The following is a 21,028-nucleotide window of genomic DNA, read 5'->3' as shown; positions in this document are numbered from 1 at the left end:
ACGAAAGGGCCGACTTGGGCTGCCCGAAAGGGCCGCGAACAGGGTGCCGCCCCGAATCGGGGTACCGGAATCCGGCGGGTGGTGCTTAAAGTTCGCCGGACGAAATGTGGCACGGGGGGAGTTGACTGTGACCATTGGGGACACCTTTGGGGACACCATTGCCGAACCGGTGCGATTCCAGGACGAGGGCTGGTGGCGGAGTACGACATTTCTGGACGATCTCGCGGCCGCGGCCCGCGACCGCGGTGATCATCCCGCGCTGATCGCCCACGACGAAGCGGGAAACGCCACGGCGTTGAGCTACACCGAACTCGCGGGCACCGTCGAACGCTTCGCGTCGGCACTGCGTGAACTCGGGGTCGGGCGGGGAGACGTGGTCGCCTGCTATCTGCCCAACTTGTGGTTGCTGGCGCCGCTTTACCTTGCCTGTCACAGGGTCGGCGCAGTCAGTTCGCCTATTTTCCCCGTGGTCGGCAGCCGCGAACTCGGCCACGTCCTCGAAGTCACCAGCGCCAAGATCTGTGTGACAGTCGACAAATACGGCGAACACGACTGCGCTGCCTTGCTCGCCGAGGCCGCTCCGGAAACCTTGGTGCACCGGGTCGTGGTGGGTGACGCGGTGGCGACCGGCGCGCTCGACTTCGACCAGTTCTTCGTCCGCACACCGTGGGAAGAGCGCACGCCGGTTCCCGAGGCCGACCGGCTCGGGCCGGACGAACCGGCGCAGCTGCTGCACACCTCCGGCACGACCGGCAAGATGAAACTGGTCGTGCACAGCCAGAACACGCTCTACGCCGCGGTGCGGGCGGTGTCCGAGCCGCACCGGCTGACCCCGGACGACGTCATCTCGCTCCCCGGCATCGGCACCGCCATGGCGGGCTTGACCTACGGCCTCTACCTGCCGCTGTTCCTCGGCGCCACCGGCGTCGTCCAGAAGCAGACCAACGACATGGATCTGCTGCGCGACCTGATCGAGGCCCACCGGGTCAGCTGGCTCTACACCCCGCCGATTTTCCTGGTCAACCTTCTCGCGTCACAACGAAAAGAAGCGCGGGACACGTCCAGCCTGAAGCAGATCGTCACGGGGTCGGCGCCGGTCCATCCGCAACTGAGCGCGGACGTGCGCGAGGTCTTTGACGTCGAGCTGCACGCGCTCTGGGGAATGACCGAGAACGGCGCGGTCACGGTCACCAGGCCGGACGATCCGCCCGGCTGGGCCGCGCACAGCGATGGCAGTCCGACGCCGTGGATGGACGTCCGCATCGACGCCGAGCCCGGCGAGGAAGCGGGACGGCTGCTGGTGCGTGGCGCGTCGCAGTGCCTCGGCTACCTGGGCCAGCGTGAGGTCTATGACTCCTGTGTGGACGCTGACGGCTGGTTCGACACCGGCGACCTCGCCCGGCCCGACGGCCGCGGCGGCATCCGGATCGTGGGGCGGCGCGCCGACATCATCACCAGGCCGGACGGCATGCAGGTGTCGACGCTCGAGGTCGAATCCTTGCTGCAACGCCACCCCGGCATCACCGAGGTGGTACTGGTCGGCTATCCACACCCGGAGATTCCCGGCGGAAGCAAGGTCTGCGCGGTCGTCGTACCGGTGTTCCCGGTGCTCTCACTGGCCGAGCTGCACGCGTACCTCGCGAGCGAGGGCGTGGCGAAGGCGTTCTGGCCGGACCGGGTGCAGTTCGTCGGCATGCTGCCCAAGAACTCACTGGGGAAGGTGCTCCGGCGGCCACTGCGCGAACGCCTCGAACTCGCGGCGGCGCCACGCCCATGACGAAGACGCTCGAACCGGACCGCGCGGTGAAGCCCGGCATCGCACTGGCGGTCATCTCCGCCGCGACGCTGATGTCCCAAGTGGACACGACGATCGTGAACGTCGCGCTGCCCGGCATCCAGCGCTCACTGGGGTTCTCCGGCTCCGGGCTCGAATGGGTCGTCACGGCGTACGCCCTGGCTTTCGGGGGTCTCCTGCTGCTCGGCGGCCGGGCCGGGGACCTGCTCGGCCACCGGCGGGTCTTCCTGTCCGGCATCTTCGTCTTCACGGTGGCTTCCGCCGCCGGGGGATTCGCGACCGCACCGTGGTGGTTGATCCTTTGCCGTGCGCTGCAAGGGATCGGTGGCGCGGCGGCGGTGCCCACGGCGCTGGCGCTGATCGCGGTGACCTTTCCCGAAGGCCCGCCACGGGCCCGCGCGATCGGTGTCTACTCGGCGGTCGTCACCGCCGGGGGCGGGCTCGGGTTGCTCGCGGGCGGTCTGGTCAGCACGTACCTGTCGTGGCACTGGGTGATGTGGGTGAACGTGCCGGTCGGGGTGGCCGTCGTGCTGATCGGCGGGCGCGTGCTCGCCGAGACCGAGGGTGTTGGCGGCCGCCTGGACCTGCCGGGGGCGCTCACCGGCACACTCGGCATCACCTTGCTGGTCTACGGTTTGATCACCGGCGCCACGGACCACTCGGGAGTGGCGCACTGGCAGGACGGAACGGTCGTCGCCGCGCTGGTGTGCGCGGTCGTGGTGCTCGCTGCTTTCGTCGTCATCGAGAATCGCACTCCGCATGCTTTGGTGCCCTTGAGAATCTTTGCCGACCGGGTCCGTTCCGGTGTTCTCGTCGTGTCGGTGCTGACCACGACGGCGACATTCGGCCTCTATTTCTTCCTTACCATTTTCCTGCAGGACGTCTGGCATTTCAGCCCGTTTCAGACCGCTCTGGTGTACCTCCCGCTGACCGGTGCGGTGATGGCCGGGATCCGGCTCGGTTCGTGGTCGCTGACCAGGACCGGACCGTTCCGGCTGATCATCGCCGGGGAGGCGGTCGCCGCGGCCGGACTGTGCTGGCTTTCCTGGCTCGGCGGCGCGACCGGCGACCTGACGGGATTGCTCGTTCCCGCGTTGCTGACCCACGTGGGGCTCGGTTTCAGCAGCGTCCCGATGACGGTACTGGCGTTGCGCGGGGTGGCTCCGGGGGAGTCCGGGCTGGTGTCGGGACTCCTGAGCGCCGCCAAACAGGTCGGCGGCGCCACCGGCCTGGCCGTGCTGGGCACGGTCATCTGGGCGACGGCGGTGAGCAGCCCCGGCGCGATCGCGAACCAGGCGCTGGCCGTTGGCGTGAGCCGCGGGATCGCCGTCGCCTGTGGACTGATGGTGCTTGCCACGCTCATCGCGGTGGCGACGATGCGGCGTGGTGGAAAAACCGCGCGACACAACGGAATCCGAGAGGAGGAATGACCATGGAGAACGAAATCGAGGTCTTCGAGTTCGAATCGCAGGAAGCTTGCTCCTGCGACCGGATCGCGGGCTGAGCACGAGCCGGGCGGCACCAGGAAGCCGGCCGGCCGCACCGCCGGGCGAGGGAGGCGGCACGTCTCCCTCGCCCGGACCGGGCACGACCATCACCTCGTACGGAAAGCTGGCGGTCCTGATATGCGCTTGATCCAAGGAGAATCCCAGTACTGGGCGGTGGGCAGGAACTTCGTGGCGCGCGTGCCGTCGGACCGTCTCGGCGCGGACGGGCGCCCGACGCCCGAAGTCGCCGCGTCGCTCGAGGCGCGCGACCACACCATGGCACCGGCTTCCGATGTCTTCGGGCTGACCGTGCTGGTGACGACGAAGTGCAACCTCGCCTGCTCGTACTGCTTCCAGAACGCCGAACTGCCCAAGCCGGGCGCCGGCAGTCCACTTCGGATCCCCGGTTCGACCGTCGACGACACCAAGGTCGCCGACATCATGGCCTTCACACGGAGGCGGATGGCCGAACTGGACAAGACCTCGGTCAACCTGATGCTCTTCGGCGGCGAGCCGACGATGTACCTCGACTCCTGCGTGAAGCTGTTGGACGGATGCCGCGACATCGGGCTCGCCGGCGCCGCGATGATCTCGAACGGCACGTTGCTCACCGCACCGGCCGCGGTCGCGCTGGAAAACGCCGGCCTGCAGTGGGTGCAGATCACGCTCGACGGCGACAAGGCGGAACACGACCGGTCACGGATCACCATCGGCGGCCGGGGCACGTTCGAGCAGATCCTGCGCAACGTCGAGGAGGCCTCGGCGAAGACCGCGCTGAAGTGGCATCTGCGTGTCATCCTCAACGGCGACTCGATCAAGGGCGTCGACGGGCTCGTCGGCAGGCTCGCCGACCGGCTCGAGCCGGACAAGTTCATGATGACCTTCAGCCTCGTCTACGACGTGGGCCTCGGCTACGACAAGTCGATGCGGCACTCGGCGGATCTCGGGCACCGGCTCGCCGGGCTGCACCGGCAGGCGATCGACGCGGGCTTCACCGTCGGCGCGCCCCGGGTCGTCGACTGCCAGTTCTGCGAGGAGGTCGGCGGCACGACCGGCGCCGTGGTCAACTCCGACGGGAGCCTCTACAGCTGCTATCACTCCGCGGGCCAGCCCGGATACGACCTGGGCACGGTCACCGCCGGGTACGAGCCCGACAAGGTCGCCTCGCGCTGGGTGAACTGCGGGTACGAGACCGAGGGCGTCGACAAGGCGGCCGCGCGGCTGCAGGGCGACATCGTGGACGCCGCCATTCTCGACCACCTCTACGCCAAGGGTCAGCTCGGCAAGGTCACCAGCGGCCAGCCCGCGCCGGCGGGGCACTGACCATGGCCGGGCCACGGGTGTTGTACGTGACGGGCTGGTGCCGCAGCGGGACCACCATGATCGGCAACCTGCTCAACGAACTCGACGGCGTCGTGCACGTCGGCGAGCTGCGTTACCTGTGGCGCAACGGCGTGCTGGGCGACGGCACGAACACGTCCTGCGGCTGCGCCGAGCCGGTCGTCGACTGTCCCTTGTGGAGCAAGGTGCTCGGCCTGACGGGCGGCGCCGACGTGCTCGCCACGGCCCGGCTCTGGGCCGAGGCGCAGGACCTGCTGGTGCGCACCAGGCATACCGCGCGCAGGCTGGCCGCGAGGCAATCACCCGCCGCGTGCGAACTGGCGGCCCGGATGGCCGAGCTGTACGCCGCCATCGCGGCGGTCTCCGGCGCGCACACCATTGTGGACAGTTCGAAGTTCCCCGCCGAGGCGGCCTTGCTCTCCGGCACGGACCTCCGGATCCTGCACGTGGTCCGCGACCCCCGCGCGGTCGCTCACTCCTGGCTGCGGCCCAAGGACTACATCCCCGCGATGAGCCCGGCACGCAGCACGGTCTACTGGACGGGCTTCAACGCGGCGTCGGAACTGGTCTGCCTGCGCAACCCGGCGACCTCGATGCGGCTGCGGTACGAGGACTTCGTCCGCGACCCCCGTGGCGGCCTCGCGGACATCCTGCGGCTGCTCGGCCTGCGCGCCGAACCCCCGATCGGCGCGGATGGGCTGGCCACGCTCGGCGTGAACCACACGGTCACGGGCAATCCCGACCGGTTCGCGCAGGGCCGGGTCCGGGTGCGCCCGGACGACCGGTGGCGCCGCGACCTGCCCCGGCGAGCCGGGGCGACGGCCACCGCGCTCGCGTTTCCCCTGCTCGGCCGCTACGGCTATCCGGTTCGCACGGCGGCGGTGGCGTGATGGACCTGGGATTGAGCGGCAAGGTGGCGCTGGTGGCCGCGGGCACCAGCGGGCTCGGGCTCGGCACCGCGCTGGCGCTCGCGGGCGAAGGCGCGGACGTGTCACTCTGCGGCCGCGACCCGGATCGCCTGGCAGAGGCCGCCGCGGCAGTCGACGCCGCCGGCCCCGGTCGGGTGCTCGCGTCGGCGGTCGACGTCACCGACGAAGCGGCAGTCGCGGCCTGGGTCGACACGACGTCGGCCGAACTCGGCGGGGTGCACGTCGTCGTGACGAACGGCGCGGGCCCGCCGCCGGGGCCCGTGACGGCGTTCGGGCTGGCGGACTACCGGTCCGCGCTGGAGACCAGCCTGCTGCCGCACATCGGGCTCGCGCTGGCGGCGCTCCCACACCTGCGGGGGGCGGGCCGGGGACGGCTGCTGATGATCGCTTCGGAGACCGTGAAGCAGCCGATTCCCCACTATGGACTGTCCAATGTGGTGCGAGTCGGGCTGGTCGGGTTCGCCAAGTCGCTCGTGCACGAGCTCGGCGCCGCGGGCGTCACGGTGAACGTCCTCGCGCCCGGGTACCACCGCACCCCGGCGGTGGAGCGCCAGCTCGGCACCGACCCGGCCGCCACGCTCGCCGGGTTCGTGGCGGGCATCCCGCTCGGCAGGCTCGGTGACGCGGCCGATTTCGGCGCCGTGGCCGCCTTTCTCGCCGGTGACCAGGCCGGTTTCGTCACCGGTGAAGTGCTACTCGTTGATGGGGGTTCCTACCGTGGTCTCGATTGATCCTCTGGAAGCTTCGATTCCCGCCGTGGAGACGCTCGCGATCGACGGCGGCGTCCCCGTGCGGACGGCGGGCTGGCCGACCTACGATCGCGGCGACGTCTTCATCAGCGGCGCCGACGAGCAGGCTGGCATCGACGCCATCCGGCGGCGGCTGTACTTCCGGTACGACCACCGGCCGTTCGGGGAGACCGAGGCTGGCCGGTTCGAGGCCGCGCTGTGTGCGTACTTCGGCACGAAGCACGCGCTCGGCTGCACCAGCGGCACCACCGCGATCACGCTCGCGCTGCTGGGCCTCGGCCTGCCGCCGGGGTCGAAGGTGCTGTGTCCCGCCTTCACCTTCGCCGCGACGCCGTCCGCGATCCGGCTCGCCGGGCACGAACCGGTGCTCGTCGAGTGCGACGCGGACCTCAACCTGGACATCGCGGACCTGGCGGGCAAGCTGACCGAGGACATCGGCGCCGTCGTGGTGGTCCACATGCGGGGCTTCGCCAGCGACGTCGACGCGGTGCGCGCGCTGACCGACCCGCGCGGCATCCCGGTCGTCGAGGACGCGGTGCCCGCGCTCGGCGCCCGGTTGCGCGGCAGGCTGCTCGGCACACTCGGCGCGGCTGGCGCGTTCTCCACCCAGTCGGACAAGTCGATCAACACGGGGGAGGGCGGGTTCCTGATCACGGACGCCGCCGCGCTGTTCGCCCGCGCGACGGTCCACTGTGGAGCGTACGAGGGCAGGATGGACCGGCACTTCGACACCCCCGACGCGCCACCGGGTCACGTCAGCGACCTCGACTACCCGATCTTCGGCTGGCGGCTCGACGAGATCCGCGCCGCCTTGGCCACCTCGATGCTCACCCGGCTGGACGAACGCGTCGCCCGGCACCAGCGCAACCACGCGGTGGTCGCCGCCGGCCTGGCGGGGGAGTCCCGCATCGCGGTGCGGAAACCCGTAGCGCCCGGCGCGCTGCTCGGCGAGTCGCTGATGTTCCGCGTGCTCGACCCCGGCCCGGCGGCTGGCGCCCGGTTCGCGCGTGCCCTGTGCGCGGAGGGTGTCTCCGCACGCAACATCGGCGACCCCGTCGACCACAACGTCCGCGCGTTCTGGAACTGGCGCTTCTGCTTCCCCGACCCGGCCGCCGCCAAGCGCGCGCTGCCCAGGTCCGCGCGATTCCTGGAGCAGGCGGTGGACATCCCGCTGTCCGCCAACCTGACGCACGCGGACTGCGCCGACGTCGTGCGCGCCGTCCGCAAGGTGATCGCGGGGCTGCCGCGATGACCACCACCCCCGGCGAAACCTTCGTCTCGGCGCTGACCGGGTCGGGCGACGTGGAAGTGCCGCTGCGTGTCGCGCTTCCCGCGACCTTCCCGCTGGCGGCGACCCGGCCGAGATACACCGTGCGGCACCTGCTCAAGACGCGTGAGGTGGCGGGCCCGACGGCCTACCTGCGCGAGGAACACCACGGTTCGGACACCTCGGGCACCTCGTACGGCTCGACCCCCGAGTCGCGTTTCACGACGTCACTCGCGACCGCGGGGATCACGACGGTGACCGCGTCGCTGTCGGTGCCCGCCGAACTCACCGCGCACCCCGCGATGCTCGCGACGGTGATCGACCACCGGCTGATCGTCCGCCTGTGCACGCGGGAGAACGACGCGCTGCTCAACGGCAGTTCCGACGGCGTGGTCCCCGGAATCCGGGCGCTACCGGCGCTGCGCCGCTTCGACGAGCCGATCGACGCCGAACGCGTGGCCGCCGAAACCTGTGCTCTCGTCGAGGAAACCGGCGGTTCGTGCGATGGCATCGTGACGCATCCCAGGCTGTACTGGGAACTGGTGCGCCTCGGCCAGCTGACCCGGTTGACCGAGGCCGGTGTCCGGGTGTCGCGCACCAGGATGCTGGCCGCGGACGAGGCGATCTTCGCCGACTTCCGCGCGGCGTTCACCTTGATGGACACTGTGGACTCCGCGATCGGACTGCGCCGGGGAGCCGGAGCCGACGGGCAAGATCTGTTGTGGGCCTCGGTGCGGCTCGGGCTCGCTGTCCACTTGCCACAACACGTGGTGATCCGCACGGTCAAGTGAAGTGTGTGGCCCCGCCTGTCCGGCGGGGCCACACACGGTCTACGCGTGAATGAACTTGGGGCTGAAATTCTTGTTGTCCGTCAGCGTGCCGGGAATCACCTGAGTCGCATCGATAATCCCGAAAGCGGCGGTCGCGGCGTAAGGGGAATATTCGCCGATCGGGTGGCCGTCCTGGAGCACATTCGTGAATGGGACCGAACCGAAATCGGAGAACCGGCCGAACGGCCGCTCCACCCCGACCTGCGTGCCTTGCGGCGTCCGCGGTCCGGCGGCCAGACTTTCCTTACGCCAGCCGCGGGTCAGGTTCTCGAGGGTGAATCGGTACAACTTGTCGCCCTGATAATCCATGGTGCCGCGGAAAACGTCACCGGGAGCCACCTGGCCGTCCCACCGGACCCGGCTGTCGTACCCGGTCACCTCGTACCAGGCCGAGTAGACTGGGCTGCCGGAAGCGCAGTCCGCGTTGGTGCCGACCCCGGCGTACAGGTTGGGCCCGTGCAGGTCATAGCTGTAGATGTTCACTTCGAAGTCGACCGCGCCGCGTCCGCCCGCGCAGTTCGCCGCCGGTTGCGTCCAGGTCCCGGTCACCTGCCGGACATCGCTCGATTTGGACACGCTGTATCCCGCGAACGGATCGTCCGAGAACATGCAGCACAGCGCCGACGCCGAGGCGGGTGCCGCCGCACCGGTCAGCAACGCCACACCTCCGAGCGCTGCCGCTATCGTTGGCAGAAAACGTCTTCCCACGATGATTCCCTTTCCTTCGAAAGAGAATTCAGGCTATCGACGCGGACGGCCGGTCGTCGCGGACCGAAGGGCAGACAAAAAGGTGGACCGCGGCGCTCAGTTCAGCGCGAGGATGGCGATGTTGAGCGCGGTCGCGTACAGGATCCAAGCCAGGTAGGGAAACTGGAGCCACCCGGCCGGGCGCCGGAACAAGACGATGGTGACGATCACCGTGATGTCCAGCAGGACGATGTCGGCCAGCGCGAGCCCGTAAGCCCCGCCCGCGAAGAACAACGGCGTCCAGGCCGCGTTGACCACCAGGCCGATGCCGTAGACCGCGAGGCCGACGGCGCCGCCGTTGTCGCGCCAGTACAGCCAGCCCGACACCGCGAGCATCAGGTACAGCACCGTCCACACGGGACCGAAGAGCCAGGCGGGCGGCGCCCAGGGCGGCTGGTCGAGCGCGCCGTAGATCTCCTTGGCGTCGGCGGCGGCGACGGCGCCGATGACGGCGACGACCGCCACCGCCACGATGAACCCGGCGAGTGCCAACCAGGAGTATTTGCGCTGCGTGACGGTGGTCATGGAAGACAATGCTATTTGAGGGGAACGGCAAATGTCGCGGCCGTTGAACTGACGATGTGGCGTTTGGGCCGCCAGATTGCCCAAACGCCACATCGTCGCGCCCCGCAGCCGCGAACTCCCGCTGGGCAGCGGGGTCGTGAGCGAGGGGTTCCCCTGCTGCGTTCAATGCAGCAGGGGATCCCCTCGCTCCAGCCTGACAAGGCTTGCGCGAGTGGTACCTCTGCTCCGTTAGATGCAGCAGAGGTACCACTCGCGCGGGCACAGTCCCCTGCTCTGAGTTTGGTCAGGCAGCGAGGGGACCCCCGAGTGCTTACCACGCACTCAAGGGCACCCTCGCTTCACTGCGCAACCACCTCGAACCCGGCCAAGGAAATCCAGCCCGGCCAGCCTCGGAACACACCCTATTTGACCTGCCCCTCGTTAAAGCGGCGCAGGCCCGGACGCCGGATGACCGGAGACGTCCCGATCAGGTTCTGCGCGAGATGACCATGAGGTACTCGCAGGGAGCGTTCGTCCGATTGGCGAAGCCGTGGTCAGCGTCGGCTTGAAAGAACAGGGAATCGCCCTTGCCCAGTGTCTCGCTGATCCCGCCGAGCGCGACCGTGAGGGTGCCTTCGAGTACCACGAGCTGTTTCTCCGTACCCGGCGGATAGGCGGGCAGCAGCCCGGTGGAGACCTGCGCGGGCAGGTGGTGGAAGACCATCTCGGCACCTCCCGCGCCCGGGGCCGCCGACACGATGTGCCGCTCGAAGCCGGTTTCCATGTCGCGGAACACGGGGCGATCGTTCTTACGCAGCACGACGGCGACACCGGACGCCGCGGCGGCCGGCGCACCGATCAGGTCCGAGAGTGACACCTCGAGCGCGTGGGCGATCCTGGACGCGACGCCGATCGTCGGGCTCTTCTCGCCGCGTTCGACCTTGGACAGCATCGCCCGGCTGACCGAGGACCGGGTGGACAGCTGCTCCAGCGTCAGGCCGGCCTCCTCGCGGTGTCGCCGCACGTTGACGCCGAAAGCGCCCGCCAGATCATCGTCCTGAGCGTTTCCGTCTTGCTCGATCACCGTGCTCCTCGATCGATGAATATCCCGTCGCGCACAGCGTAGACTTTCTCCTATAGTAGATGACATCTTCCATGGGAGAACAACACGACGGAGGGGCTCCATGCGTTTGATCTCGAGTGGCAGGCACCATGCCACGTTCGAATTCGGCGAGCTGCGGGTGATCTCGTTGCGGGACGGGTACCTCGACATGCCGCCGACCCGGCTCCGTGACGAGGACGGGCGCACGCTCGCCGCGGTCCCGGCCGCCGTCCCGCTGGCGGGCGGCAATCTGCGGCTGTCGGTCAACGCCTTCTTCGTCACCGACGGCACGCGGTCGGTTCTCGTCGACACCGGCGCGTCCGACGTCTGGCCCGACCCCACCATGGGATTGATCTACGACGCGCTCGACGAAGCGGGAATCGACCGCGGACAGGTCACCGACGTGGCCATCACCCACAGGCACGAAGACCACGTGAGCGGCCTGATCGCGCCGGACGGTTCGGAAGCGTTCGCCGGACTCGAGCGCGTGTGGATCGGCGCGGGCGACGCCTCGGTGTTCACGGGGCGGCTCGAGCCGCTCCGCGACCGGGTCGTGCCGGTGTCGGAGAAGGTCGCGATCAACGACTGGGCGACCGCGGTCCCCACGCCGGGTCACACGCCCGGCCACACCGTCTACGAGATCAGGAGCAGCGCGGGCCACCTTCTCGTCTGGGGCGACACCGTGCACGTTCCCACGCTTCAATTCGATCAGCCGAAGGTGTCCTGGGAGTTCGACGGCGACCAGTCCCAGGCCCGCGTCGCGCGAGCGGCTCTTCTCGCGCAACTTGCCCGGCCGGACCACTTCGTGGCCGGTGCGCACCTCGACTCACCCGGCATCGCCCGCGTAACGCCGTCCGGGGACGGGTACTCGCTGGAATACCTCGCACCGCCGATTGGCGTCGGTCAAGGCGGCCAGGTCATCCGCTGATCGCCGCACCGGCGGCGATCAGGCCCTGCCCCGCCGTGTAGGTGGCCATCACGGCCGCGTCCACCGCGGGGCTTGGCTGGTCGAGCACGAACTCGCGGATGCCCAGGATCGTGTCGGAGATCAGGAAGAGGCTGGTGCCCGCCACGATGGCCCGACGGCTTTCGGCGGGCAGCGCGGGATCGAGCCTGGTCGACGCGGCGAACATGGTCGCCAGAACACACGTGTACGCGGCGACCGGTATCCGCATCCGGGCGTCTTTACGGCCCGCCGCCACGACCATCGCCGGCCCGGCGACCGCGAGCAGCGCGGCGGCCGCCTGGGTGCCCGGGGTGCGCAGGGGAGCGGAGCGATCGCGGGCGCTGCCGAACGCGGCGATGTAGCCGACGTGGCCGACGAAGAACGAGCCGAGTCCGGCCAGGAACGCCCGCCCGCCCTTGCCGAGCAACGCGACGTCACCGGCCCACGAGCAGGCCTGTGCCACGAGGACGCCCTTGGTCAGCCGGGTCGCTTGGCCTGCCGTCCTCGAGCCCAGCGCGACGGCCAGCGTGGGCATCAGCAGCGGCTTGGTCGCCGCCCGCGCCCGGCGCGCGGCGGTTCCCCGACGGGCGGCGAGCAGGGTGTCGGCGATCGCCAGAGCGAGATACCCGACCGCCGGCCGGGCCGATCTTGTGCGCATGGCGCCGAGTTTCGCACGCGGGTCGGCCGACGCCGACGGTGCGGCTACGCGAGCGCCTCGGCGACGCCGTTGTCGCGATGGACCTCCTGTCCGTTGATGAAGACCCGTCGAACCCGGCTCAGCACGTCGAGCGGGTCGCCGGACCAGAGCACGACGTCGCCGTCGCGGCCGGGGCGCAGGCTGCCGACCCGGTCGTCCAGCCCGAGGATCTCGGCGGGGGTGAGGGTGATCGACCGCAGAGCCGTGTCGCGGTCGAGTCCTTCCCGGACGGCGAGCATCGCTTGGAGCGCGAGGAAGGTGACGGGCACCTCGTTGTGGTCGGTGGTGATCGCCACCCGCACACCCGCCTGGGCGAGCAGCGCCGGGTTGCGCAGTGTCCGGTGGCGCAGTTCGACCTTGGACCGGCCGGTGGTCAACGGCCCGCTGATCACCGGAATGCCGCGCCGCGCGATCAGTTCGGCCATCAGGTGGGCCTCGGTGCCGTGGTTGATCACCAGCCGGTAGCCGAATTCATCGGCCAGCCGGATGGCCGTGGCGATGTCGTCCGCGCGGTGTACGTGCTGCAACCAGGGAAGCTCCCCGTCGAGCACGCGGACCAGTGTCTCGAGGGTGGGATCCCGGTCGAACGGCGCCTGCTCGGCGGCCGCGTGGTCTCGCTTGTAACGGTAGTCCTGGGCCCGGATGAACGCGTCGCGGATCACCGCGGCCACCCCGAGCCGGGTGGAGGGCAGCTTGTTCTGGTCGCCGTAGACCCGTTTCGGGTTCTCCCCGAGCGCGCTCTTCACGCCGATCGGGTCGCGCAGCACCATCTCGTCAGCGGTCCGGCCCCAGCACTTGACCGCGACGGCCTGCCCGCCGATCGGGTTGGCGGACCCCGGCAACACCACCGCCGTGGTCACGCCGCCCGCCAGTGCGTCCAGGAACCCGGGGTCGGCCGGGTTGATCCCGTCCAGCGCCCGCAGCCGCGCGCCGTTGGGATCGTTCTTCTCGTTCAGGTCGTCGCCCGCCCACCCGGCGCCTTCCTCGTCGATGCCCAGATGCGAGTGCGCTTCGACCAGACCTGGCAGCACCCAGTACCCGGACGCGTCGACGACCGGCACGCCGTCCGGCACCTGGACTTGGTCATGCGGTCCGACCGCGGTGATCGTGCCGTCGCGGATGACGACCGTGCCCTTGGCTATGGGATCGCTGTGGATGGGCAGGACGCGCCCGCCGATGATGGCGACGTTCATGCCGCATCAGGCCTTTCGGTGAGGGGATGGCCAAAACTGACGAGATGGTGTCGCACGGTCGTGCCGGGGATGAGTTCGTAGGCTTCGTCGCCGGGATAGAGCACGGCGGCGGTCAGTTCTTCGCCCGCGAAGCGCCGGATCGCGGCCCAGTCGTCCCAATAGGTGATCAGCCGGAATTCGACGTGGCCGTTCGCCTCGTCGCGCAGGATCTGTGCTCCCGCGTAGCCGGCCAGCCGGGCCGCTTCGGCGACTCCGGTGGCGAGCAGGTGCCGCTCGAAGCCGTCGGCGTGGTGGGCGGGAACCCGCCCGTTCCAGGTGCGGGCGATCAACCGGCACTCTCCTTCGGTCGTGGGGTGGCTGCCAGGCCGCGCATCGCGGTTTCGGCGGCGACCAGGTCCTGGACGCCGAGCCCGACGAGTTTGGCGACGCTGATCTCGGCCGCGTCCCGGCGCCCGGGATGGCGGCCGAGCACGAGGTCGCCGACCTCCGCGTCCACATCGGACGGGGTGATGGCACCGGCTTCGATGGCGCGGCGCAGGTCACCGGCGAACCGCGGGGTGTCCAGCAGGCTGTCCACCACCAGCAGGTCAGCCCGCTGGAAACAGGCCGGATCGAGTTCGGCCTTGCCCGGATCGTCCGCGCCGACGGCGGTGACGTGCTGGCCCGGCCGCAGCCACGAACCGTGCAGGATCGGCTGCCTGCTGCCGGTCGCCGTCACGACGATGTCCGCTTCCCGCACCGCGAGCTCCGCGCTGTCCGCCACGGAGACGGACAGTTCCGGCGCCGTGCCGACGATCGTCTCGCGCAGCAGCCCGGCCGCGTCGCGCCGCCTGCCCCAGATCAGCACGCGGTCGATGGCGCGCACGGCTCGGACCGCCAGCACCTGCAGGTGCGCCTGGACGCCGGTGCCGAGCACGGCCACGGTCCGCGCGTCCGGCCGGGCCAGCATCCGGGTCGCGACCGCCCCGGCCGCCGCCGTGCGGACATCGGTGAGGTAGTGCTCGTCGCGGAGCAACGCGAGCAGATCCCCGGTGGTCGCGTCGTGGATCGCGACGTATCCGCTGCTGGCTTGCTCGCCGCCTGCCGCTCGCGCGGCGAACGACGCGGCGACCTTCACGGTGAACATGGGGTGGTCCGGCAGCCACGCGCATTTGACGTGCACATCGCCGTGCGGCCCGGCAGGCGCGAACACCGTCATCGGGGCTTCACCCAGTCCGCGGCTGAAGTCCGCGAACGCGCGCGCCACCGGCTCGATGAGGTCCGTCAGCCCGACCGCCCGCCGGATCGACGATGCCCGGAAGACCCGGGTCACAGGCCTTCCCCGGCAGGCAGGGTGAGCAAGCGGCCGGTTCCCACCACGGTCACGTCGCCGCCGACGGTCACCCGCTCGACCAGCTCCGGCTTGCCGTACGCGGTGATGGCGATCCGCGACGGACGCCCGACGAACCGGCCTTGGGCGAGGGAGAGCTCAACGCCATGGCTGGCCCGGCCGTGCCGCAGCAGGTAGGCCGCGACACAGCCGGCCGCGCTTCCGGTGGCGACGTCCTCGAGCACGCCGTCGTTGTTCCAGTGCCTGCCCTCGACCGCGGCCGCGTCGAGCACGTAGGCGAATTGCGCGCCCAGACCGGCCAGGAACCGGTCGAAGGCGGGATGGCTGATCCTCGCCGCCGCCAGCGCGGCACCGTCGCGGACCGGCACCACCAGGTACCGCAGGCCGGTCGACAGCACCTCCGGTGGCAACGCCGGGTCCAGGTCGGCGCTGGTCAGCCCCAGCGCCTCGGCGATCGCGGGCAGGTCGGCCGGTGCCGGCTCGCTCACCAGCTCCGGCCGTCCCTGGTCGAGCAGGGCCGACACATGGCCGCCGGCGTGCCCACGGGTGCTGACCGACACGGTCCCGGCCGCGAGCGTGAACGTCCACCGGCGCTCCACACCCGGCGGCGTGCCGCCGAGGCCGTGCAGGACCGCGGCGGCGCCGAGCACCGGGTGCCCGGCGAAGTCCAGTTCGTCCAGCAGGTCGAACACCCTGGCATGGACGGTGTCCGCACCGGTGCTGACGAAGATGGTCTCGAAGTGCCGCAGCTCGCCGGTGATTCGGCGCAGCTGCGAGGTGGTCAGCGGCGGCGGGTCCACGAACACGGCCAGGCTGTTGCCGGCGTACGCGGACGCCGAGAAGACGTCGACGTGATGGAACTCGGCCGTGCTGTCCGGCTCGTGGGTGGTAGGCATGGAGGCATCGTATGAACGGCCGGAGGTATTTACTACGGCAATGTTTCGATGCCCGATATAATGAATCCTTATGGAGGGTGATCTCCGGATTTCGGACCTGCGCTCGTTCACCGCGACCGTTCGCGCGGGCAGCATCAGCCGCGGCGCGGTGGCGCTCGGGCTGACCCAACCGGCGGTGACCCAGCGCATCCGCCGTCTGGAAAGTGCCGCAGGCGAACAGATACTGCTCAGGGAACCGCGAGGCGTGCGGGTCACCCCGGCGGGGGAGAAGCTGCTTGCCTACGCCGAGCGGATACTGGCGCTGCACGACGACGCCCGCGCCTCGGTCAAGGGGCAGCGCACGGCACCGCAGGGGCATCGCGCGATAGCACTGCTCGAAGACCTGGCGCTCACCACGTTGCCGACGGCGCTCGCGGACTTCGCGAAGATGCACCCGCTCGTCGACCTCGAGGTCATCGTGGGCTCGGCACGGGCACTCCGCGGACTCGCCGACCGTGGCCGCCTCGACCTCGTGTTCGGCGACCCGTCGGTGATGGGGGATGCGTCGATCCGCTGGCGTCATCAGGCACCGCTGACCTGGGCCTACGCCCCATCCTTCGACCCGGCGACCGAACCGCTGCCGCTCGTGCTCTTCTCTCACCCCTGCCAGTGGCGTCAACCCGTGCTCGACGCGATCACCCGGCACGGGCGCCAGTGGCGAACGGCCTTTCAGAGCACCAGCGTGCACGCCGTCCAAGCCGCGATCTCCGCGGGCATCGGCGTCGGCGCGCTGCTGACCTCCAACGTCCCGCCGGACGCGGTACGCCCGGCCGCCCACCGGGAACTGCCGGAACCACCCATGGTCGAAGTGGTCCTCTCCCGAAAAGCGGCGACCGAAACCGATCCAGCCCTCGACGACCTGGAGCGACTCCTCAAACGAGCACTCACCGCCGACACCCACGGCCCGGCATGAGGCTGCTCGAAGCCCGGCTCGGCCCATCACCGTAGAAGCCGCCGAGCGCCTCGGCGTACGCGGTGAGTTCCGACGTGACGTCGGGCGAGGTGGGGACGTAGACGATCTCGGTCACACCGGCCGCGGCGGCCTGTGTCGCCTTGTCGCGCAGCTGGTCCGGGGTGCCGGTCCAGCCGACCGTGAGCAGGGCGGGGCCCGCGGCGGTGGCCAGGTCGCGATCTCGGGCGGTCAGCGTGGTCATGTGGCCCTGGTGCACGTCGAGGTGTCGTTCTCGTTCCGGTCGGCTGGCTTCGATGTCGGCGCGCCAGCGTTCGCCACCCGGCAGGTCGTCGACCGCGGTCGGGGTGCCTTCCCAGGCGGCGTGGATGATGCTGGCCCAGCCGGGCCCGGCCGCGTCGATGACGCGTGGGGTGGTGTGATCCTCGCCGGGTCGCAGCACGGTCCCGAACCGCAGCAGGGCATGTTCCGGCCATGCCCGGCCGGGCACGCTGGTCGCCAGCACGCCTGGCACATCGAGGTCGATGGCGGCCGCGGTGGCCCGCGGGCCCGAGGCGGCCAGCCACACCGGGACATCCACCGGCCGGGCCGGGCCGAAACCCGGCAGTTGCCGCATCTGGCAGTGTTTTCCGTCGATCTCCACCACCTCACCGGCGAGCAGCGACCGCACCTGCCGGACCTCACGGACGAGGTCATCGACAGGGACCGGCCGTTGCCCGATGGCGTAGCGGGCGGTGTGGCCGGTTCCGAACGCCAGCGTCAATCGCCCGGGCGCCAGGTCGGCCACCGCCGCGGCCGCGGCTGCGGTCACCATCGGGTGGCGCAGACCGGCGACGGCGACACCGGTGCCCAGTCCGACCCGCTCGGTCGCCGCCGCGACCTGCGCCAGCGCGATCCACAGATCTCCGTGCAGCGCGGGCGAGTCGAACACCCACACTCGGTGATAGCCGAGCCGCTCGGCCTCGCGGGCCTGCTCGGCGATCGCGGCCGAGGGCGGCAGCGCACACGACAAGCGCACGCTCATGCCTGACGATCCGCGGGCTGCCACAACGCGAGCGTGGCGCCACCGGGCTCGTCGACGACCACCACCGAACCCGGCGGCAGATCGGTCCGCGGCCTGACGATTCGCCCGCCCAGCGCAACCGCCCGCCGAGCAGCGGCGTCCACATCGGCCACCGGGACGTAGGGAATCCATTGCGGGTGGCGCGCATCGCCGTCGGTGAGCGGGGTGAACCCGCCCCAGACACCACTGTCGTCGCCGAGCATCGGCCCGGCGGGGGTTTCGGTGACCTGCCAGCCGAACAGCTCGGTGTAGAAGCGGCGCGAAGCTGCCAGATCCGCCGTGCGGACGTCATGGAACACAAATTTTTGGGACATGCGTCCCGAGTTTAGGTTGCGTGTCCCAACTTGGCAATCGAGCGAGTAGATTCACCCGGGTGACATCGACCAGACCCGTGATCGAAGCCAACCGGCGCGGCAAGCGCGAGCAGATCATCGACGCCGCCAAACAGGTACTCGCCCGCGACGGGCTGGCGGCATGCACCGCACGCGCGGTCGCCGACGCGAGCCCACTGAGCAAAAGCGCGGTGCACTACTACTTCGACGACATCCACCAGATCGTCGACATCGCGATGCGAGAACACGTGGCGGCGATGCTGGCCGAGCTGCGCCGGGCCGCCGACGGTCAGGACGACCCCGCCGAGAAACTGTGGGCGGTCGTGCACGCTTACCTCGCCACGTTCGCCGCCCAGCCCGACGCCGCGTTCCTGTGGTTCGAGTACTGGATCGACACCAGCCGCCGACAGTCGGCCGACACCACCGCCGCCACCCTGGAAGATGTGCGCGCCCTGCTCGGGGAACTCACCGCGCGACTGCCGGTCGACGACCCCGCGGGCATCGCCAACGCGCTGCTGTCCTGGCTGCTGGGAACCGTGGTGCAGCAGCAAATACGCCCACAGCCCGTGACCCGACTCCGGCAAGAATTGGACTCCATCGTCGAGAAGCACGCCGGACCAAGCCGGTCAGAACAACAACGCTGACAGACGGCGACCGTCGATCGGCCTGCCGCGGACGACCGCTCATCGGCATGAGCGCGCGTGTCGCAGTAGGGCGATGAGCGGATGGTGCTAGAAGCCCAGGGGTTGGCCGGGCAGCCAATCGATGTGCTGGTGTCTCGTCGCGTCACGCTCGCGCGTCGTAGGCAGCAGGACGTCAGCGCCTCCGTCGTAGGGGTGGTGGATCTTGTCGAAGGACAGGCTCGTGATCATCACTCGGTTGGTTTCGTCATCGGCCACGGCGCGGAGCAGGTCGTCGATCGAACCCGCCCGCCATGGCATGCGGCTGACGTACAGATGAGCGTAGATGTCGAAGGCCGGTTCTGTTTCGTCCCCTTCGGTGCGGACGGACGTCCAGTATCGGGCGCCGGGGTGCCAGTGTGCGTGACGCTCTGACAGGTCCGGCGGCTCGAGGCCATTCGACCAGTCGGCTGTGACGATCCGGACCTCCTGGCCTCGGAACAGCCCGTCCAGGACCACGTTGTAGCGGTGGAGCACGATGTCGTACTCGGCGTCGCGGTCGGGATACCGTTGGGACTCGGGCAGGCTGTGGAAACGCACCCATCGGTCGTGGTAGGCGTGCGGCAGCTCTTCAGCCAACGGAGGACACTCGGGCCACTGTTTCAGCCACAGCGCCGACAAGTCGTCGTCTGACACGTGATCCTTCTTTCTGTGGGTTCACTGAAGGGGCTTGCGCAATCGTTCCATCTTGCCTGGCGGGGTGCCGGAGCTGGCGCTGTCCGGTTTCAGCTATGCCTGAAACCGTTGGCGGATAAGGCTTGTCGCCGTTGCTTGTTGGTAGGCTCCTGTCGCCCGAATGGGGCGGGAAACTGGGGAGGACAGGTGCTGGGAAAGATCACGGTCATGTCGGCTGCCGCCGTGCTGGTGGGGACGGCGGTGCTGAGCGCACCCGCGGCGCAGGCGGCGGGCTGCACGTGGGCGGAGACCACACTGGCTACCCCGCCGGGGTATCTGGTGCAGTCGCTGGACTCCGGCGACGGCGCAGGCTCGATCGCGGGCACGGTTTGGGATCAAACCGCGTACAAGAGCGTCGGTGCCATCTGGCAGAACGGTATCGCGACGGTACTGGGAGCGGCGTTCGGGCAGCAAACCGAACTCGCCGACGTCAATCGGGCCGGAGTCGCGGTCGGCTTCTACTACGAGGGTTCCCTGCGGCACGCGGTGCGGTCTGTGAACGGCGCGTATGAGCGACTGCCGGACCCACCCGGGTACCGGGGCTCGGCGGCGTTCGGGATCAACGACCGCGGCGACATCATGGGAATGGTCGGAACCAGCGACTTCCTGAGCCGCACGGTCGTGTGGCCCGCGGACGCACCCGGCACCGTCAAGGTGCTGCCTGTCCCACTCCAGCGACTCGACAACGTTGCGGACATCGACGAGCAGGGCAATGTGGGCGCCTCGGTCTACGGCACCACACCGGCGGTCAACTGGCAGGGTTACGTCTGGCCGGCGGACGGCGGCCCGGCCGTGCACCTGACTCCGGGCTCCGAAGACCCCGTGTACCTCCACGCGGTGCGCGGTGGCCGGGCCGCGGGCAACGACTACCAAAACGGCTACGTGTGGAACCTCGACGGAACCATCGCCCGCACCTTGCCCGGCGCGCAGAACGTCACGGTCATGGACTCGGCAGGCGCGGTGGTCGCCACGTTCGACGACGGCTCGATCAAGCTCCTCCCCGCGGACGGCGGCGAGGCGCAGGTGGTCGCCGGGCCCAATACCTGGGATTCGCTGCGGGTCGCCGACATCACCGACGACGGCGACATCTACGGCCTCCGCTCGACCGAGTCGCCGTACAGCACCGCTGTCGTCAAGGCGCAGTGCCGCTGACTTACCGCAGGTCAGGACTCGTGAGTGGTAATGCCGGTTAGAACCGGCTGTCTTCGTTCAGGACTTACCCGACAGTTGATGTTTCAGGACCTCACAGACACTGACCGGCCTGTCGGTGTGGTGACCAGGGGTGTTGTGGTGATCATGCGGCGATGGGCAGAGCAGGGTTTTCGATGGATCCTGAGTTCGTCGCTATGGTCGCGCGGGTCGCGGCGGGCGAGAAGATCAACGTGACGCGGTTCTGCCGTGACCACGACGTCAAACGTGACCGGTTCTACCACTATGTGAACCGGTTCCGGACCGAAGGAGCGGCGGGGTTCACCCGGCGCAGCACCGCCCCGAAACACCACCCGACCGCGTTGCC

Annotated in this window: 23 protein-coding genes; 12 read left to right on the top strand and 11 right to left on the bottom strand. The window is 69.7% G+C overall.

Annotation, left to right across the window (positions count from 1 at the left end; genetic code table 11):
• The first annotated feature begins 127 nt into the window (after window positions 1-127).
• The 7 genes from BLV57_RS38990 to BLV57_RS38960 all read left to right on the top strand — a co-directional run bounded on the left by BLV57_RS38990 (window position 128) and on the right by BLV57_RS38960 (window position 8,359).
• Window positions 128-1,777, top strand: a complete 1,650-nt coding sequence (locus tag BLV57_RS38990) for an AMP-binding protein (protein WP_143047271.1) — start codon at window positions 128-130, stop codon at window positions 1,775-1,777.
• A complete protein-coding gene (locus tag BLV57_RS38985; protein ID WP_091298750.1) occupies window positions 1,774-3,225 on the top strand; it encodes an MFS transporter in 1,452 nt (483 codons plus the stop codon). The genes BLV57_RS38990 and BLV57_RS38985 overlap by 4 nt, the downstream gene beginning before the upstream one ends.
• Before the next feature lie 195 nt (window positions 3,226-3,420).
• A complete protein-coding gene (locus BLV57_RS38980) occupies window positions 3,421-4,605 on the top strand; it encodes a radical SAM protein (RefSeq protein ID WP_091298747.1) in 1,185 nt (394 codons plus the stop codon).
• Between the two features lie 26 nt (window positions 4,606-4,631).
• Complete coding sequence (locus BLV57_RS38975) at window positions 4,632-5,513, top strand: sulfotransferase (RefSeq protein WP_218134979.1); 882 nt, start codon at window positions 4,632-4,634, stop codon at window positions 5,511-5,513.
• Window positions 5,513-6,283: an SDR family oxidoreductase gene (locus BLV57_RS38970; RefSeq protein ID WP_091298739.1), complete on the top strand. Its 771-nt coding sequence runs from the start codon at window positions 5,513-5,515 to the stop codon at window positions 6,281-6,283. The genes BLV57_RS38975 and BLV57_RS38970 overlap by 1 nt, the downstream gene beginning before the upstream one ends.
• A gap of 25 nt (window positions 6,284-6,308) precedes the next feature.
• On the top strand, window positions 6,309-7,553 hold the full coding sequence (locus BLV57_RS38965) for a DegT/DnrJ/EryC1/StrS family aminotransferase (RefSeq protein WP_218134978.1): 1,245 nt from the start codon (window positions 6,309-6,311) through the stop codon (window positions 7,551-7,553).
• The gene (locus tag BLV57_RS38960; protein WP_218134977.1) at window positions 7,550-8,359 is read left to right on the top strand and encodes a family 3 encapsulin nanocompartment shell protein; all 810 of its coding nucleotides are present in this window, start codon (window positions 7,550-7,552) and stop codon (window positions 8,357-8,359) included. The genes BLV57_RS38965 and BLV57_RS38960 overlap by 4 nt, the downstream gene beginning before the upstream one ends.
• 39 nt (window positions 8,360-8,398) lie before the next feature.
• Here BLV57_RS38960 and BLV57_RS38955 read toward each other — a convergent pair whose 3' ends face one another.
• The 3 genes from BLV57_RS38955 to BLV57_RS38945 form a co-directional block, all read right to left on the bottom strand.
• The gene (locus BLV57_RS38955; protein ID WP_143047270.1) at window positions 8,399-9,055 is read right to left on the bottom strand and encodes a G1 family glutamic endopeptidase; all 657 of its coding nucleotides are present in this window, start codon (window positions 9,053-9,055) and stop codon (window positions 8,399-8,401) included.
• Between the two features lie 147 nt (window positions 9,056-9,202).
• Window positions 9,203-9,670, bottom strand: coding sequence for a TspO/MBR family protein (locus tag BLV57_RS38950; protein ID WP_091298730.1), 468 nt, complete (start codon window positions 9,668-9,670; stop codon window positions 9,203-9,205).
• 466 nt (window positions 9,671-10,136) lie between these two features.
• Window positions 10,137-10,733, bottom strand: a complete 597-nt coding sequence (locus BLV57_RS38945; protein WP_176969005.1) for a helix-turn-helix domain-containing protein — start codon at window positions 10,731-10,733, stop codon at window positions 10,137-10,139.
• Window positions 10,734-10,833: 100 nt separating this feature from the next.
• Here BLV57_RS38945 and BLV57_RS38940 point away from each other — a divergent pair, with 100 nt between their 5' ends.
• Entirely contained in the window at window positions 10,834-11,679 is an 846-nt protein-coding gene (locus BLV57_RS38940; protein WP_091298724.1) for an MBL fold metallo-hydrolase, read from the top strand.
• Here BLV57_RS38940 and BLV57_RS38935 read toward each other — a convergent pair.
• Genes BLV57_RS38935 through BLV57_RS38915 form a run of 5 tightly spaced genes read right to left on the bottom strand, consistent with a single transcriptional unit; the run spans window position 11,669 to window position 15,813 of the window.
• Window positions 11,669-12,355 (bottom strand): lysoplasmalogenase, encoded by a 687-nt coding sequence (locus BLV57_RS38935; RefSeq protein WP_091298721.1) that lies wholly within the window; start codon window positions 12,353-12,355, stop codon window positions 11,669-11,671. The genes BLV57_RS38940 and BLV57_RS38935 overlap by 11 nt on opposite strands.
• A 44-nt stretch (window positions 12,356-12,399) precedes the next feature.
• The gene (locus tag BLV57_RS38930; RefSeq protein WP_091298718.1) at window positions 12,400-13,587 is read right to left on the bottom strand and encodes an amidohydrolase; all 1,188 of its coding nucleotides are present in this window, start codon (window positions 13,585-13,587) and stop codon (window positions 12,400-12,402) included.
• On the bottom strand, window positions 13,584-13,916 hold the full coding sequence (locus BLV57_RS38925) for an antibiotic biosynthesis monooxygenase family protein (protein ID WP_091298715.1): 333 nt from the start codon (window positions 13,914-13,916) through the stop codon (window positions 13,584-13,586). Before BLV57_RS38925 ends, BLV57_RS38930 begins: the two co-directional genes overlap by 4 nt.
• Window positions 13,913-14,899, bottom strand: a complete 987-nt coding sequence (locus BLV57_RS38920) for an ornithine cyclodeaminase family protein (RefSeq protein ID WP_091298712.1) — start codon at window positions 14,897-14,899, stop codon at window positions 13,913-13,915. The genes BLV57_RS38925 and BLV57_RS38920 overlap by 4 nt, the downstream gene beginning before the upstream one ends.
• Window positions 14,896-15,813: a PhzF family phenazine biosynthesis protein gene (locus tag BLV57_RS38915; protein ID WP_091298708.1), complete on the bottom strand. Its 918-nt coding sequence runs from the start codon at window positions 15,811-15,813 to the stop codon at window positions 14,896-14,898. Before BLV57_RS38915 ends, BLV57_RS38920 begins: the two co-directional genes overlap by 4 nt.
• Before the next feature lie 70 nt (window positions 15,814-15,883).
• Here BLV57_RS38915 and BLV57_RS38910 point away from each other — a divergent pair, with 70 nt between their 5' ends.
• Window positions 15,884-16,765: a LysR family transcriptional regulator gene (locus BLV57_RS38910; protein WP_091298704.1), complete on the top strand. Its 882-nt coding sequence runs from the start codon at window positions 15,884-15,886 to the stop codon at window positions 16,763-16,765.
• Here the strand turns inward: BLV57_RS38910 and BLV57_RS38905 are convergent.
• The gene (locus BLV57_RS38905) at window positions 16,737-17,786 is read right to left on the bottom strand and encodes an LLM class flavin-dependent oxidoreductase (protein WP_091298699.1); all 1,050 of its coding nucleotides are present in this window, start codon (window positions 17,784-17,786) and stop codon (window positions 16,737-16,739) included. The genes BLV57_RS38910 and BLV57_RS38905 overlap by 29 nt on opposite strands.
• On the bottom strand, window positions 17,783-18,139 hold the full coding sequence (locus BLV57_RS38900) for a VOC family protein (protein ID WP_245757704.1): 357 nt from the start codon (window positions 18,137-18,139) through the stop codon (window positions 17,783-17,785). Before BLV57_RS38900 ends, BLV57_RS38905 begins: the two co-directional genes overlap by 4 nt.
• A gap of 59 nt (window positions 18,140-18,198) precedes the next feature.
• On the opposite strand from BLV57_RS38900, the gene BLV57_RS38895 reads away from it, so the two are divergent.
• Window positions 18,199-18,801: a TetR/AcrR family transcriptional regulator gene (locus BLV57_RS38895; RefSeq protein WP_245757703.1), complete on the top strand. Its 603-nt coding sequence runs from the start codon at window positions 18,199-18,201 to the stop codon at window positions 18,799-18,801.
• 87 nt (window positions 18,802-18,888) lie between these two features.
• Here the strand turns inward: BLV57_RS38895 and BLV57_RS38890 are convergent, their stop codons facing one another.
• Entirely contained in the window at window positions 18,889-19,473 is a 585-nt protein-coding gene (locus BLV57_RS38890) for a DUF3885 domain-containing protein (RefSeq protein WP_091298689.1), read from the bottom strand.
• 186 nt (window positions 19,474-19,659) lie between these two features.
• On the opposite strand from BLV57_RS38890, the gene BLV57_RS38885 reads away from it, so the two are divergent.
• Together BLV57_RS38885 and BLV57_RS38880 are read left to right on the top strand one after the other, a co-directional pair.
• A complete protein-coding gene (locus BLV57_RS38885) occupies window positions 19,660-20,664 on the top strand; it encodes a hypothetical protein (protein WP_091298687.1) in 1,005 nt (334 codons plus the stop codon).
• Window positions 20,665-20,837: 173 nt separating this feature from the next.
• A partial coding sequence (locus BLV57_RS38880; RefSeq protein ID WP_218134942.1) for a helix-turn-helix domain-containing protein occupies window positions 20,838-21,028 on the top strand: 191 nt, incomplete at its 3' end.

The organism is Amycolatopsis xylanica (genome assembly GCF_900107045.1).
In the GTDB taxonomy this organism is placed as follows: Bacteria; Actinomycetota; Actinomycetes; order Mycobacteriales; family Pseudonocardiaceae; genus Amycolatopsis; species Amycolatopsis xylanica.
This window is presented reverse-complemented; position numbering and strand designations above follow the sequence as displayed.

Excerpts from the sequence above, each read along its gene's own strand:
- BLV57_RS38970 (WP_091298739.1), top strand. The coding sequence starts at position 5,513 with ATGGACCTGGGATTGAGCGGCAAGGTGGCGCTGGTGGCCGCGGGCACC.
- BLV57_RS38950 (WP_091298730.1), bottom strand. The coding sequence starts at position 9,670 with ATGACCACCGTCACGCAGCGCAAATACTCCTGGTTGGCACTCGCCGGG.
- BLV57_RS38905 (WP_091298699.1), bottom strand. The coding sequence starts at position 17,786 with ATGAGCGTGCGCTTGTCGTGTGCGCTGCCGCCCTCGGCCGCGATCGCC.
- BLV57_RS38915 (WP_091298708.1), bottom strand. The coding sequence starts at position 15,813 with ATGCCTACCACCCACGAGCCGGACAGCACGGCCGAGTTCCATCACGTC.
- BLV57_RS38980 (WP_091298747.1), top strand. The coding sequence starts at position 3,421 with ATGCGCTTGATCCAAGGAGAATCCCAGTACTGGGCGGTGGGCAGGAAC.
- BLV57_RS38985 (WP_091298750.1), top strand. The coding sequence starts at position 1,774 with ATGACGAAGACGCTCGAACCGGACCGCGCGGTGAAGCCCGGCATCGCA.
- BLV57_RS38910 (WP_091298704.1), top strand. The coding sequence starts at position 15,884 with ATGGAGGGTGATCTCCGGATTTCGGACCTGCGCTCGTTCACCGCGACC.
- BLV57_RS38960 (WP_218134977.1), top strand. The coding sequence starts at position 7,550 with ATGACCACCACCCCCGGCGAAACCTTCGTCTCGGCGCTGACCGGGTCG.
- BLV57_RS38900 (WP_245757704.1), bottom strand. The coding sequence starts at position 18,139 with ATGTCCCAAAAATTTGTGTTCCATGACGTCCGCACGGCGGATCTGGCA.
- BLV57_RS38935 (WP_091298721.1), bottom strand. The coding sequence starts at position 12,355 with ATGCGCACAAGATCGGCCCGGCCGGCGGTCGGGTATCTCGCTCTGGCG.
- BLV57_RS38940 (WP_091298724.1), top strand. The coding sequence starts at position 10,834 with ATGCGTTTGATCTCGAGTGGCAGGCACCATGCCACGTTCGAATTCGGC.
- BLV57_RS38930 (WP_091298718.1), bottom strand. The coding sequence starts at position 13,587 with ATGAACGTCGCCATCATCGGCGGGCGCGTCCTGCCCATCCACAGCGAT.